Annotated in this window: 10 protein-coding genes; 5 read left to right on the top strand and 5 right to left on the bottom strand. The window is 32.3% G+C overall.

Going from position 1 to position 14,317, the window contains the following annotated elements:
• The first annotated feature begins 120 nt into the window (after positions 1-120).
• From CLU81_RS10040 to CLU81_RS10020, 4 genes are all read left to right on the top strand, one after another.
• Positions 121-1,347 (top strand): 3-phosphoshikimate 1-carboxyvinyltransferase, encoded by a 1,227-nt coding sequence (locus CLU81_RS10040; protein WP_099709667.1) that lies wholly within the window; start codon positions 121-123, stop codon positions 1,345-1,347.
• A gap of 331 nt (positions 1,348-1,678) precedes the next feature.
• Positions 1,679-2,728 carry a tRNA preQ1(34) S-adenosylmethionine ribosyltransferase-isomerase QueA gene (gene queA, locus CLU81_RS10035; protein WP_099709666.1) on the top strand — a complete coding sequence of 350 codons (1,050 nt, stop codon included), beginning with the start codon at positions 1,679-1,681 and terminating at the stop codon, positions 2,726-2,728.
• A gap of 299 nt (positions 2,729-3,027) precedes the next feature.
• A complete protein-coding gene (gene kynU, locus CLU81_RS10030; protein WP_099709665.1) occupies positions 3,028-4,302 on the top strand; it encodes a kynureninase in 1,275 nt (424 codons plus the stop codon).
• 408 nt (positions 4,303-4,710) lie between these two features.
• Positions 4,711-5,145: a YMGG-like glycine zipper-containing protein gene (locus CLU81_RS10020; protein WP_099709663.1), complete on the top strand. Its 435-nt coding sequence runs from the start codon at positions 4,711-4,713 to the stop codon at positions 5,143-5,145.
• 59 nt (positions 5,146-5,204) lie between these two features.
• Here CLU81_RS10020 and CLU81_RS10015 read toward each other — a convergent pair whose 3' ends face one another.
• Positions 5,205-7,016 carry a hypothetical protein gene (locus tag CLU81_RS10015; RefSeq protein ID WP_099709662.1) on the bottom strand — a complete coding sequence of 604 codons (1,812 nt, stop codon included), beginning with the start codon at positions 7,014-7,016 and terminating at the stop codon, positions 5,205-5,207.
• A gap of 266 nt (positions 7,017-7,282) precedes the next feature.
• On the bottom strand, positions 7,283-8,845 hold the full coding sequence (locus CLU81_RS10010) for a hypothetical protein (RefSeq protein ID WP_099709661.1): 1,563 nt from the start codon (positions 8,843-8,845) through the stop codon (positions 7,283-7,285).
• A 117-nt stretch (positions 8,846-8,962) separates the two neighbouring features.
• Here CLU81_RS10010 and CLU81_RS10005 point away from each other — a divergent pair, with 117 nt between their 5' ends.
• Positions 8,963-11,353 (top strand): penicillin acylase family protein, encoded by a 2,391-nt coding sequence (locus CLU81_RS10005; RefSeq protein WP_099709660.1) that lies wholly within the window; start codon positions 8,963-8,965, stop codon positions 11,351-11,353.
• A 107-nt stretch (positions 11,354-11,460) separates the two neighbouring features.
• On the opposite strand, the gene CLU81_RS10000 is transcribed toward CLU81_RS10005, so the two are convergent.
• The 3 genes from CLU81_RS10000 to CLU81_RS09990 all read right to left on the bottom strand — a co-directional run bounded on the left by CLU81_RS10000 (position 11,461) and on the right by CLU81_RS09990 (position 14,277).
• On the bottom strand, positions 11,461-11,910 hold the full coding sequence (locus tag CLU81_RS10000) for a hypothetical protein (protein WP_099709659.1): 450 nt from the start codon (positions 11,908-11,910) through the stop codon (positions 11,461-11,463).
• A 206-nt stretch (positions 11,911-12,116) separates the two neighbouring features.
• Entirely contained in the window at positions 12,117-13,574 is a 1,458-nt protein-coding gene (locus tag CLU81_RS09995) for a serine hydrolase (protein ID WP_099709658.1), read from the bottom strand.
• Positions 13,575-13,809: 235 nt separating this feature from the next.
• Positions 13,810-14,277 carry a nuclear transport factor 2 family protein gene (locus CLU81_RS09990; RefSeq protein ID WP_233209688.1) on the bottom strand — a complete coding sequence of 156 codons (468 nt, stop codon included), beginning with the start codon at positions 14,275-14,277 and terminating at the stop codon, positions 13,810-13,812.
• Positions 14,278-14,317: the final 40 nt, after the last annotated feature.

Here is a 14,317-nt window from a genome sequence, read left to right as displayed (position 1 = left end):
CTCATAAGCTTTGAATTATGAGTTTTGAATTTTGAATTATGAGTGTGGAGTGGTAAATTGCGTGGCGAATTACGTTTCTAATCATTCCTAATTCATAATATACAATTTACAATTTAAAAAATGAATTTACTACTCCAGACAACTCAACATAATTTACAAGGACAAATTGCAGTAACAGGATCAAAAAGCGAAACAAATCGTTTATTGTTGCTAAAAGCATTATTTTCAAATATTACATTGGCAAATACTTCAAATTCTGATGATAGCGAAGTAATGCAAAAAGCCTTAATTGGAAATGACGAAATTGTAGATATTCATCACGCAGGAACGGCAATGCGATTTTTGACAGCTTATTTCGCGGTTAATGAAGGTCGCGAAGTAGTGATGACAGGTTCTAGCAGAATGCAGGAACGCCCGATAAAAATTTTAGTGGAAGCTTTAGGACAATTGGGAGTTGAGATTTCTTATGAAAAAGAAGAAGGTTATCCGCCAATTAGAATTAAAGGAAAAAAAGTAACCGCTTCAAAAGTTACTTTGGCAGCAAATGTAAGCAGCCAATATATTTCGGCACTTTTACTTGTGGCTTCAAAATTAGAGAACGGTTTAGAATTAACATTAGAAGGAGAAATTACTTCGATTCCATATATTAAAATGACTTTGGCTTTGCTAAACGATTTAAATATTCAAACCAGTTTTGAAGGAAATGTGATTAAAGTTTTTCCAAAATCTGAAGTTGCAACCAAAGAAATGGTAGTAGAATCAGATTGGAGTTCAGCATCTTACTTCTTTAGTTTGGTGGCTTTGGCAGATACAGCTTCAATCACTTTAAGCAGCTACAAGGAAAACAGTTTACAGGGAGATTCAGAATTAGTTTCACTTTATGAGAAATTAGGAGTGAAGACTACTTTCCAAGACAATAAAATGACTTTGGTAAAACAAGAAAATTTTAAATTCGAAACTGTAAAATTTGAGTTAAATAATACACCAGATATTGCACAAACCATTGTGGTAACTTGTTTAGGTTTAGGAATTGGTTGTCATTTAACTGGTCTTCATACTTTAAAAATCAAAGAAACAGATCGACTGGAAGCACTTAGAATTGAGCTGACAAAATTGGGAGCAAATATTTCGGTTACTAATGATAGTTTGACTTTAACAGCATCAGAAAATATCAATCATAATGTAAAAATTGCCACTTACAACGATCACCGTATGGCAATGGCATTTGCACCTTTAGCTTTAAAAGTGCCAATTATTATCGAAAATGCTGAAGTAGTTTCTAAATCATATCCTGATTTCTGGAACGATTTAAAAGTTTTAAACTTCCAAGTTTCAGAATTGTTTTAAACCATGTAAGTGATATAAGTTCATTTAAATAAGCATAATTTGAATAGCCTCCAGTTTTAACTGGAGGTTTTTTTATGTGCAAACTGTTTGGCTTTAGCCAAATAAAAACACATACATTTTTTTGATGAATCCAAATTAAATGAACTTATATAACTAATATGGTGAAATCCTAATTTTTTTATGTTGTCAAAACACCACTAAATCAACGACTTTTGAAAATAAACATCAAAACACTTGACAACGCCTATCTCACAGTCGTATATTTGCACACGATTAAAAATCAGGTATTCAAATAATCCTGATTGAAATCTATAACTCATAACTTTCTCAAATGAAATTATCACATTTTCAGTTTAATTTACCGAAAGAACTTTTAGCGGAATTCCCGGCAGAAAATAGAGACGAATCTCGTTTAATGGTAATCGATCGTCAAAAACAAACTATAGAACATAAAATGTTTAAAGATGTTATCAATTATTTTGATGACGGAGACGTTTTGATTCTTAACAATACTAAAGTTTTTCCTGCACGTTTGTACGGAAACAAAGAAAAAACAGGAGCAAGAATTGAAGTTTTCTTATTAAGAGAATTAAATTCAGAGCAACGTCTTTGGGACGTTTTAGTTGATCCGGCTAGAAAAATCCGTATTGGAAACAAACTTTATTTTGGTGACGACGATTCATTAGTTGCTGAGGTAATTGACAATACTACTTCTCGTGGTAGAACTTTACGTTTTTTATATGACGGTTCTTACGAAGAATTCAGAAATAAATTGACAGAACTTGGAGAAACTCCAATTCCTAAATACATCAATAGAGAAGTAACTGCAGAAGATGCTGAAAGATACCAAACTATTTATGCAAAAGAAGAAGGAGCTGTAGCTGCACCAACTGCTGGTTTACACTTCTCAAAACACCTTTTGAAAAAATTAGAAATCAAAGGAGTTAATTTTGCTGAAGTAACATTACACGTTGGTTTAGGAACTTTTAATCCAGTTGAGGTTGAAGATTTATCTAAACACAAAATGGATTCTGAGGAATTGATTATTAATCAGGAAGCATGTGATATTGTAAATGCTGCAAAAGCAAGCAGAAAACGTATTTGTGCTGTTGGAACAACTTCAATGCGTGCAATTGAAAGTTCTGTTTCTTCTCAAAATACTTTAAATCCTTATGAAGGATGGACAAATAAATTTATTTTCCCTCCTCATGATTTCAGTATTGCAAACTGTATGATTACAAATTTCCACACACCAAAATCAACATTATTAATGATGATTTCTGCTTTCTGTGGACATGATTTAATGAAAAGAGCATACGAAGAAGCAATCAAAGAAGGATATAAATTCTATTCTTACGGAGATGCAATGTTGATTCTTTAATTAGAATTTATCTTATAAAGAGACCCGACAAGTTTTTTAAAACCTGTCGGGTTTTTTGTTTTTTAATAGTTTTGTTTCAAGTTTCAAGTTTCAGGTTTCAAGTTCGTTGTGAAATATTAGCCGCAAAGTCTACAATTTTTTTACTTCAACCTTTGCGAACTTTATATGTTTAAATACTAAGCAAAAGAAGACTTTGCGTGCTTTGCGGTAAATCACACAAAGTATATCAACGTTAAACTTGAAACTTGAAACCTGAAACTTGAAACATTTTCCTATTTTTACGCTTCAAAACAAAAAAGATGACTTTTCAAAATACACGCGAATTTGCACGAGAGTTTGATTCGCAAGACACACTAAATCATTATCAGGATCAATTTATTTTTCCAAAAGTAAATGACAAACGAGTTATTTATTTTACAGGAAATTCACTTGGATTACAGCCAAAACGTACCAAAGCTTACATCGATGAAGTAATGAACGATTGGGCAGATCTTGCAGTCGAAGGGCATTTTTATGCGAATAAACCATGGTGGGATTATCAGGAAAGATTTGCAGAACCATTGAGTAAAATAGTTGGTGCTTTGCCATCTGAAGTTACGGTAATGAATACTTTGACCGTAAATCTTCACTTATTAATGGTTTCTTTTTATCAGCCAAAAGGGAAACGTTATAAAATTATCTGCGAAGAAAAAGCATTTCCTTCAGATCAATATATGTTTCAGAGTCAGGTTCATTTTCACGGTTATAAAACAGAAGATGCAATTGTAGAAATTAAACGTCGCGAAGGAGAACATAACATTCGCCTTGAAGATGTTCTTGCAAAAATTGAAGAAGTTGGTGATGAACTGGCTTTAGTTTTAATTGGAGGAGTAAATTATTATACCGGACAAGTTTTCGATATTAAAACAATTACCGAAGCAGGACAAAAAGCCGGAGCAAAAGTAGGTTGGGATTTGGCACACGCTGCCGGAAACATCAAACTTGAACTTCATGATTGGAATGTAGATTTTGCTGCTTGGTGCAGTTATAAATATATGAACTCAGGACCAGGAAATGCTTCTGGTTGTTTCGTTCATGAAAAACATCATAATAATCCTGACTTACCAAGATTTGCAGGTTGGTGGGGACATAATAAAGAGCGCCGTTTTAAAATGGAACCTAATTTTGATCCTGTTCACGGAGCTGATGGCTGGCAGATTAGTAATTTACCCGTACTTTCTTTAGCGCCTTATTTAGCATCTGTAGAAATGTTTGCAGAAGTTGGAATGGATGCCTTGATTAAAAAAAGAGATCATATTACCTCATATTTAGAATTCATATTGCACGAAATTGATAAAGAAGTAAAAGGTAATTTCGAAATCATTACACCTTCAAATCCAACAGAAAGAGCTTCTCAATTGTCTGTTTTTTTACATGGAGAAGGAAGAAGTTTATTCGACTATCTCATGAAAAATGGTGTAATTACAGATTGGCGTGAACCAAATGTAATTCGCCTTGCGCCAGTTCCTCTTTATTGTTCTTATGAAGATATGTTTGATTTTGGACAAATTCTTAAAAGAGGAATTTTAGGTTAATAGAAGCATATTAATCTCGCAAAGACGCTAAGTCGCAAAGTTTTTTTAAGGCAGTGCTTAAGTACTGTTTGTCATTTCGAGGAACGAGAAATCTCCACGAGAAACTCCGTAAAAAGAATCCAATCTTTGGCGAGCTTCTCGTGGAGATTTCTCGTTCCTCGAAATGACATAAAATGAGAAAAAAACTTTGCGACTTTGCGTCTTTGCGAGATTTTTTATAAATACAAAAGAAAAACCTCCGAAAATAAAAAATCCGTTTTAAATCCACGTCTTGCGTTAGCAATCCGTTTTATCCGCGTCCCAAATACGTTGCAATCTTCAAATTCTGTAACCATTAAACAAAATCATGTAACTTCAACAAAAAGGATCTTCTTTACTTTGTAGTGTAATAATTTAAAAACTACAATCATGAAAGCCATATATATATTATTCGCCGCTTTATCAATCGTTTCTTGTCAAAACCAAGGACAAGGGAAAGAAGATATCAATAAAGCAAAACAAGCTAGTATTGATTCAATGAAAGTTGAAATAAACCGACAAAAAGTTATTGATTCAATGCGAACAGAAATGGCCAATTTAAGAGAGGAAAGAAAAGTTGAATCTCAAAAAGTAGTAGTAGTACACCAACAAGCTGATGGAACTGCAACAACAACTACGACCAAAAAGAAAGGTTGGAGTAATACAGCTAAAGGAGCCGTAATTGGTGCAGGTGTTGGAGCTGTTACCGGAGCCGTGATCAGTAAGAAAAAAGGTGAAGGAGCTATAATTGGTGGTTTGGCCGGAGCTGCGGTTGGTACCGGAACCGGAGCAATTATTGACGGAAGTAAAAAGAAAAAAGAATAGATCTTATAAGTTCAAAATAAAAAAATCCCGATTCAGAATCTTGAATCGGGATTTTTGTTTTATGCTACTTTTAAAATTGGAATATCAATTTTAGTTAATTCTGATTTATAAAATTCAAAATCTCTTTTTATCTTATTTAAATCTTCTTTAAAATAAATCGCAGGAGAAAGTAACGTTTGATAATATTCAATTCCTTCCAGAATATTCGCTTTAAAAGTATTCCATTTTTTTAGTTGCGCATTAGTGATTTCTCCCGAAATAGAATCAATTTCATTTCTGAAGTAATCAATGTACATTTTTAATTCTTTCACAAAAACATTTGGTCTGTTTTCAGTTCTCAGAATCGATTTATTTCCATAAATATGACCCAACATATCAGACAAAGAAACTTCGTGGTCAAAATAAGCCATATTTGGTCCTGGACAGATAACAACACCTTGTGCTTGACCTTTTATCTTGATGTCGTTTTCTAAATAGGCAGCATTGGCTAAACCTACACATAAACATGATTTTTCGGTAATATCAAATTTTGCCTTTTCAAAAGCTTCATGAGAAAGCGTGTTTTTTATGATTTCTAATTCGTCCAGTTTAAGATCCTGAAATTTTTTAGAAGCTGTACAAATTCCTTGTGGATCGTATTCTTTACTTAAAGCAAGGAATTTTTTAGGACAAGAACTTCCTGCTTTATTTTGCTCAATCCTTTTTTGTTTTACAATTTCATTTGTAGTTCCTCTTAAAGTATTAAACGGAACTCCCAAAGGAGAAATGTGACTCAAATATAAATCTTCTTCCTTAGCGTTCATCAATAATTCACGAGTCGCTTTATCTACAGAAGTTGCTTCCGGAACCAATAAAAATGGAGATCCCCAACCAACAGAATCTACTTTGTAATTTTCTAATAAAAACTCATGCTCTTCAGAAGTTCCTACGCCGCCCTGAACAGTAATTTTTAGCGGTAAAGGATTCTCAGGCGCGTAAGCTTGTTTTTGCTGTAATACTTTTGTCATCAATTCATGTGCGGATGAAATAAGTTGATCCTTTTTTTGCTTAAATTCTTCCAGAATCGGACCTAATAAAAGTCCGTCTGTAGCAAAAGCATGTCCGCCACAATTTAGTCCGGATTCAATGCGATATTCTGAAACCCAAAGTCCTTTTTTGGCTAAGAAATTTCCCTGAATCATTGCAGATCTAAAATCACTTACTTTTAAAATGATTTTCTTCTTAAGTTCATTATTTGGATTTGGAAAGAAATCTGAGAAATTTTCGAAATAGCTATATAATCTCGGATTCATTCCCGCAGAAAGTACCACTGAAGATTCCAGATTGCTATTTGCAAAACCTCTTAAAGCAGCATGTGAATCATTAAACTCAATTGGAAGTTGTTCGTCTTTATCGAAATTATCTTTATCCAGTTTTGTCATGATATTTACATCAATTAAACCTGGCGAAAGATGGGATTCAATATAGTTCTGAATGTTTTCTTTAAAAGAAATTCCATCATCCAATAAATTCTGAAACCCTTTTTTGATGTCTGATGTATTAGGCAACATCGCAATATAATTTTCTACGGCAGTTTTACTTTCGATTAATTCCGCTTTAAAATTGTCGAATTTTTGTTTTACAATTTTGTCTACTAAATTAAGATAAGAAGTAATTCTTTGTGCTCTGTAATCCTGAATTTTTTGGCTGATTTCTTCGTACGGAAAATTGAATTTCGTACTATAAAAATTACGCATCTTTTCAATCAAATCATCGTCTGCAATAGAAACAACAGATGAAATACCGTATTGCGCCACTCTAATTGGGCTGTCAATTGTATATGCGAGTCCCATTACAGGAATATGAAAAGTGTGTAAAGGCTTTTTTGTCATTTGTTTTAAAATTAAAATAGAAACAAATGTTAGAAAAAGAAATTACTTAAAACCTGATAATTGTCAGGTTTGTAAAATGTTAGAGAGATTTTTTGCAACGAATTCACGAATTATTTTTGAATAACTGCACTTCTGTAAAATCCTATTATATGTGAGATGTCGTGTAGTTACCTTTGTCAAAGTTTAAAACTTTGACAAAGGTTTGCGTAATCTTGATAATCTCATTCTTCAAAATGACAAAGATTATTGATACATCTTCAAGAAAATCAAATCAAAATTTTCTTTAAAGATTCCGCGATACTTCTCCATAAAAAGTTGTAAAATGATTTCTCAGGAATACGATCCAGTTCGACATCTGCTTTTTTGCTTTTGTCGCCGGAATCATTTTTCAGCAATAAATTAGCAACAGCAGTTTTTAATTTTGCCTCTTTTTCACGATCTTTCTTTTTGAATAATTTTACTTTTAAATCTTCATAATCAAGTGTTGCATTTCCTTTGGCGCTGTTATCATTTCCATAAAAATTAAAATGATATTTATTGAATTTTCCTGTAAAAGAAGTGTTTATGTATGGTTTTGTAAATCGTTCCATTGCCACAACATTAAAATTGGAGATCGTTCCCTGAATGTGAAAACTATCTTTTTGATTCAATACATTAAAACTCCAATTGACATTTAAAGGCGATGTTTTCATAAATTGACAATTCACTTTTATCTTAACATCTGGTGTTTTTGTCAAACCAAAACCGCTTTTGAGATTGGTAACCTGCATGTTGAAATGATCGAAATTCAAAATTCCCGGACCTTTTGAGAAATCAATTTCTTCTTCGTAAACCAGTTTTGATTTAAGAATTTGTATGGTATCGATTTGAAGAGGAAATTTAATTTTTCGCAATAAAGCATTGTAAAGATATTTTTTACTCAAATCATCTTTTGGGATTTTGTTTCGATAGATATTAGCGTCAACATGATTGGCAACAATTGAATTTGCTTTAAAAAAGAAACGCTCATTTTTAAATCCCCAATCCATTTTTTCAATATCGGCGGAATCCAATTTTATCGTGTAAATGTCTTTTTCTTTATCTAGTTTCTGAACAAATTCCTTACGATTAAATTCAGGCAAATAAGAGAAATTTCGAATTCTTAAAAAGTTATTTTCCGTGCTGATTTTACCAATATTCAAATGATAAAATGCATTTGGTTTATAATATAAACTATCGCAAATCAAAACATATTTTTCAAAATGCATTGGAATTTTCTGTTTTAGTGTAACATCAGAAATTAAAATACCTTCCAATTTCAAAATAATATTTTTGATGCTCAGAATTGGTTTGTCGTTTTTTAGCGAAACTACATCGACACTTCCTTCATTTAAATAAATATTCGAAACAGCAATTATTTTTCGGAAAGGTTCGATTATTTCGGTTTTAATACTTTTACGATTATTTATAAGTTTTTCATCTTTTTTGTACAAGATTACTCTGGCTTTATTAATCGTGATACTTTCGGCCTGAATGATATCACGAAAAGCTAAATCCCAAATATTAAAATGTTTGATTGTAATGGATTCGATTTTCGAAAAGATTCCGGTTTTTGTTTTACTGTTTTCCAATTGATTTTTTGGATGAACCAATAAAGTTTGGGCATAAATATTTCTGGACCAAAGCGAGACTTCGATTTTTTCGTAATTAATATGATAAGCCGTTTTATTTTTCTGGTCTATAATAATTGGTAATTGTTTTTTTATCCAATAATTAAGACCAATATTGACTAAAATCACAAAAAGAAACAGAGAAATTATGCAGATTGCTATTTTTTTATAGACAGACATTTATAGTATTGATTTTAAATACATAAATTTAGACTTTTAAAAGCGATGTTTCTTACAGGATTTTAGCTTTAAGTTACATCATTACGGAATCATTTATTATTATACTTTTTTATAAATATGAGAAAAATTAAAAAAATTCTGCTGGTTTTATTCGTATTGATTGTTGTTCTCGGAATAGGTTTATGTGCCTATATTTTTCATTTGAAACCTAAATATGAAGGAGAAGTTCAATTGAAAAATCTCCAGAAAGAAACCACTGTTTATTTTGATGATTTTGGTGTTCCTCATATTTATGCCGATTCTGAAAAGGATGCCATGACAGCTTTGGGTTATGTTCATGCGCAGGAAAGATTATGGCAAATGGAATTACTTCGAAGAATTGCGCCTGGAAAATTGTCTGAAATCTTTGGATCTGTTGCGCTTAAAAATGATAAGTTTTTCTCCGGAATTGGTATAGAAGAAGCTTCGGTGAAAGCCATTGCCAAGTTAGATAAAAACAGTCAGAGTTATAAAATGACAATGGCTTATCTGGATGGAATTAATCAATATTTAGACGAAGGACCAACACCGGTTGAGTTTACTGTGGTTGGCGTGAAAAAGGAAAAATTCACGATAAAAGACGTTTATAATATTTTTGGATATATGTCTTTTAGTTTTGCAATGGCTCAAAAAACAGATCCATTATTGACTTTTGTTCGAAATAAATACGGAGCTGAATATTTGAAAGATTTAGGAATTAACGGTGAATTTAATACTACGAAAATTAAAATCTCAAAAGAGAATATTGAAGAATATACTTCGATTTCAAAATCTGTCGCAGCGCTATTGGACAATTCTCCAATTCCTCCATTTGTGGGAAGTAATAGTTGGGTTGCAGGACCTCATAAAACCAAAAGCGGAAAGGTGATTTTTGCAAACGATCCGCATATTGGATTTTCGCAACCGGCAACTTGGTACGAAGCACATTTGGTAACGCCTGATTTTGAATTGTATGGTTGTTATTTGGCTGGAACTCCTTATCCGTTATTGGCTCATAATCGTAATTATGCTTATGGATTGACAATGTTCGAAAATGATGATATTGATTTTTATGAAGAAAAGAATAAGGCGGGAGATACAAATCAATATGAGACTCCAACTGGTTTTGCAGCGTATGAATCTATAAAAAAGACAATAAAAGTAAAAGATACTTCGGATGTAGTTTTGACGGTTAAATCAAGCCGACACGGACCAATTATGAATGATTTGTTAGAACGTTTAGATAAAAAAAATCCAATTGCGATGTCTTGGACTTATACACAACAACCAATTCAGATTCTTGATGCAGTTTATGGACTTTCACACGCTAAAAGTAAAGATGATTTTAGAAAAGCAGTGCAATTGGTTGCTGCACCGGGATTGAATGTAATGTATGGCGATGCGAAAGGAAATGTTGCTTGGTGGGCGACAGGAAAACTTTATAAACATGACAAAGGTGTTAACACGTTTCTTATTTTAGATGGTGCAAGCGGCAAAGATGATATTAAGGAATATCTTGATTTTTCTAAGAATCCGTCTTCCGAAAATCCAAAATGGGGTTATGTTTATTCGGCAAATAATCAGCCGGAAGCGATAGATGGTTTTTTATATCCGGGATATTATTTGCCGGAAGATCGTGCAAAGAGAATTTCGGGTTTAATGGATGCAAAATCTGATTGGGATAAAGAAACAATTAGTAAAATGATTTTTGATAATACTTCTCCAATTGCGCCGGGCGTGGTTCAGAGTTTGATTTCGAATGTAAATAGTAATTCTGCTTCAGCAAAAGAAAAAGAAGCTATCAATGTTTTGAAATCATGGAAAGGAACAAATAATCTAGAAGATGTTGCGCCAACGATTTACAATAAATGGGTTTATTTGTATTTGAAAAATACTTTTGAAGACGAAATGGGCGAGGATAATTTTAATTTATTTCTGGATACTTCTTTAGGAAAACAAATTATTGCCAGACAAATTGAAAATGAAAACTCCGTTTGGTGGGATAATATTAAAACTAAAAACGTAAAAGAAAATAGAAGTGATATTGTTTCGAAATCATTTCACGAAGCTATTGCTGCGCTTGAGAAACAATTTGGCAATCAAATTAATGATTGGAACTGGGGAAAAGCTCATACTGTAGAACACGAACATCCGTTAGGAAAAGTGGCTGCATTACGTAAACTTTTTAATGTTGGACCTTTTGCAGCTCCGGGTTCAAATGAAGTGATAAATAATCAGTTCTTTGGATTTAATAAAGAAGGGAAATATCATGTAAAAGGTGGACCTTCGACCAGAAGAATTGTCGATTTCTCAGATATTGAAAATAGCTGGAGTATTTTGCCAACCGGACAATCAGGAAATCCGTTTAGTAAACATTATGATGATCAGGCAGAAATGTACAATGCCGGAAAATTTAGAAAAATGAAATTGAATAAAGAGGAAATTATAAAAACTTCGACAAAATTAATTCTGAAACCGAAAGGAGAGTAGAGTTTTTTGTTTCAGGTTTTTTGAAGTTTCAGGTTTCAGGTTTTCATCTTGTGTGATCTTTGTCAAAGTTTAAAACTTTGACAAAGATTTGGAGAACCTCAGAACCTTTACTTAGAAATATATCTTCCGCGAACAATATCATTTGCAAATATTTCAAGATTATAGGCAAGTGCATCATTTGTTGTCATTGCATTTGTAGTTTGAAATGCTGTGTCGTTTTGATACGCTTTTAATAAAGTTTCCAGATCTATTTCATTATAAAATGCAAACATATTATAAACGGCATCTCTGAAGTTTTTGTAATTGATGCTTTCTGTAGTTTCAAGTGTTTTTTGATCGTTCCATTTTTCTGCAGTAGCGGCTTCGTTTATGGTAGCTAAGCAAAAATCGATAACGTAATTTTTGTAATGTGCTGCTTCAACAATTTTGTCAATTATAATTTTATTTTGTTGTGTTGGCATTGCTACTTTTGGCGCAGAAGTCTGAGAAATAGCAACAACCGGAATAAACATGCATACTAATAACACTAAAAGAGTTTGCTTCTTTAATTTTTTCATAGGTTATAATTTGGTATCAAATACAGCTTTTTCAGCTATAAAAATTAGATTTGTTTGGGCAGCGCTAAAGTAGTTTTTTTATAGTAAATATGGAATCGGAAAATGCAATTTCAAACAAAAAACTCCGAAAGTTTTGGTCATAAACCAGAACTTTCGGAGTTGGTAAGATTAGGATTACTGTTTCTGAATGTTAAAACTTAGAAGTATTATTTTTTAGAAATTTCGTCAAGAACTTTTTTTCCGTTTTCGTTTGTTGGATCAAGCTCAACTGATTTTTTATAATTTACAATGGCTAACGTTTTATCGCCATCAGCAAGATAAGCTTCGCCTAAACTATCATAAGCATTTCCTGATTTTGGAAAAGTTTCTACATTGATTTTAAAAACTTCGATAGCTTCTTTCTTTTTTCCGGATTGCAATAATTGATATCCTACTTGGTTTATGTCGTTTTCTTTGATTCCGTAAGTTGGATCGCTTTTAAGTTTCTTATAAGTATTTGTTCCAACTGTGGCACCTTTTTCAGTGTAAACATCTAAAAGTTCAAATGCCATTGATTTTTTAGGCACATCAAAAGATTGATTGTATAGAATCGCTCTGATACTATTATTCATTTCGCTTAAAACAGTTCCACCAGTATTATTCAATAAAACAACTAAGTTTTTATCTGCCGGCATACGTGAAATAACGGTATTAAAACCATTGATTCCTCCACCATGTTCTATCACTTTTACTTTATCTGTTTTCTTTCCAACGGTTTCTTCGCTTGTAAACCATCCATAACCATAAAAATCATCTCCGCCTGTTGTGATGTAAGGTTTGAATAATAAATCCATTGATTTTGCCGAAAGTAATTTATTGGTATAAAGAGCCTGATCCCAAAGATATAAATCCTCCACAGTAGAATATAAAGAACCAGCAGCATACGGAATACTCATGTCGATAAATGAAGCATTACCAATGTTTTTTCCGTTTTTTTCATAACCTGCAGCTCTGTTTTTTATAATTACTTCAAAATGATCATAACCTGTATTAGCCATTTTTAGCGGAGTAAGAATGATTTCCTGTAAATATTGCTCGTATGTTTTACCCGAAACTTTTTCGATGATATACCCCAATAAAAAGTAACCTGAATTGCTGTATCTGAATTTTTCGCCCGGAGTAAATTCAAGAGGCAATTTATTGAACGTTTTTATAAAATCTTCCGGAGTGTAAGGATTACGGCTTTTATCTCTAAGGAAATTTGGAGCCGAAGTATAATTTGGAATTCCGGATGTATGCGTCAATAAATTATGAATCGTTATTTTGTCACCAGTTTCTTTTGGATAATCAGGTAAATAAGTGGTAATTGGCACGTCAAGTTTTAGTTTGCCTTCTTCTGCCAATTTAACGATTAGCAAAGCTGTAAATTGTTTACTTATTGAACCTAATCTAAATTTGGTGCTGGGCTGATTCGGAATATCCCATTCCATATTGGCTAAACCATATCCTTTTTTTAGAATAATTTTTCCGTTTTCAGCAATTAATGCAGATCCGTTAAATTGCCCGTATTCATTGTATTTGGTTAATAATTGGTCAATTTGTTTTGCTTTGTCCTGCGCAGAAACAGTAAGAGAGAACAGTTGCACAAAAAGGCAAACTGCAAGTAGTTTGATTGAATTTTTCATTTTGATTGATGATTAGTAATTAAGGTTAATTAAAGTGTTATTTGATTTTTTGATTTGATGATCGAAACTTTTTAAACGTCTGTAATTTAATTTCTTAAACGAAATTACAAATTAAAGCAATGCTTTGAACTATGCTATAATCTTAATAGACGACAAAAAAATCATTTGGTTTCACATTTAATCAATTTTTTTTCAAATTCCTTAATTACAATATTATCAGAACAGATTCTAAAAATTATTTTTTAATAGGTCTGTGCTCGTAACTTACAATTCGTTTTAATTTCCAATCATTATCTTTTCGTTCCCAGATATGAATAAACTTTGCGGTTCCTTCTGGTTTACCATCAAAATAGAAAGTATGCTCGCCTAATTGTACAGCACCAAAATCACCCAATTTATCAATTGTAGTCGAATTTAGTTTTCGGATCAATTTTTTAGACATTACACATTTTGAGATTAAAGATTTTATCTCATTTGCTTTAGAGGCATTTAATCCGGATCGGTCATCGTAGAATTCGATGTCGTCAGCAATTATTTTTTTGAAAAGTGTCGTGTCACATTGATTGAAGGCAACTGAAAAAAGTAAACTATCCATTTTGATAATTTCGGTTCTTAGAGCAGCCATTTTTAGAACATCTTTATTCGTTTGAGCAAAAGCGACCTGTGTTAAGAATATTAGGATAAGGATAAATAGTTTTATCATGAGTTTCATAATTTGAATTTTGTTAATGCCTTATTTTTTG

It is taken from the genome of Flavobacterium sp. 9 (assembly GCF_002754195.1).
GTDB lineage: Bacteria > Bacteroidota > Bacteroidia > Flavobacteriales > Flavobacteriaceae > Flavobacterium.
The sequence above is the reverse complement of the archived record's forward strand: the minus strand, read 5'-3'. Positions and strand labels throughout refer to the sequence as shown.

Coding starts and splice junctions, on each gene's coding strand:
- CLU81_RS10040 (WP_099709667.1), top strand. CDS start 121: ATGAATTTACTACTCCAGACAACTCAACATAATTTACAAGGACAAATT.
- queA (WP_099709666.1), top strand. CDS start 1,679: ATGAAATTATCACATTTTCAGTTTAATTTACCGAAAGAACTTTTAGCG.
- kynU (WP_099709665.1), top strand. CDS start 3,028: ATGACTTTTCAAAATACACGCGAATTTGCACGAGAGTTTGATTCGCAA.
- CLU81_RS10020 (WP_099709663.1), top strand. CDS start 4,711: ATGAAAGCCATATATATATTATTCGCCGCTTTATCAATCGTTTCTTGT.
- CLU81_RS10015 (WP_099709662.1), bottom strand. CDS start 7,016: ATGACAAAAAAGCCTTTACACACTTTTCATATTCCTGTAATGGGACTC.
- CLU81_RS10010 (WP_099709661.1), bottom strand. CDS start 8,845: ATGTCTGTCTATAAAAAAATAGCAATCTGCATAATTTCTCTGTTTCTT.
- CLU81_RS10005 (WP_099709660.1), top strand. CDS start 8,963: ATGAGAAAAATTAAAAAAATTCTGCTGGTTTTATTCGTATTGATTGTT.
- CLU81_RS10000 (WP_099709659.1), bottom strand. CDS start 11,910: ATGAAAAAATTAAAGAAGCAAACTCTTTTAGTGTTATTAGTATGCATG.
- CLU81_RS09995 (WP_099709658.1), bottom strand. CDS start 13,574: ATGAAAAATTCAATCAAACTACTTGCAGTTTGCCTTTTTGTGCAACTG.
- CLU81_RS09990 (WP_233209688.1), bottom strand. CDS start 14,277: ATGATAAAACTATTTATCCTTATCCTAATATTCTTAACACAGGTCGCT.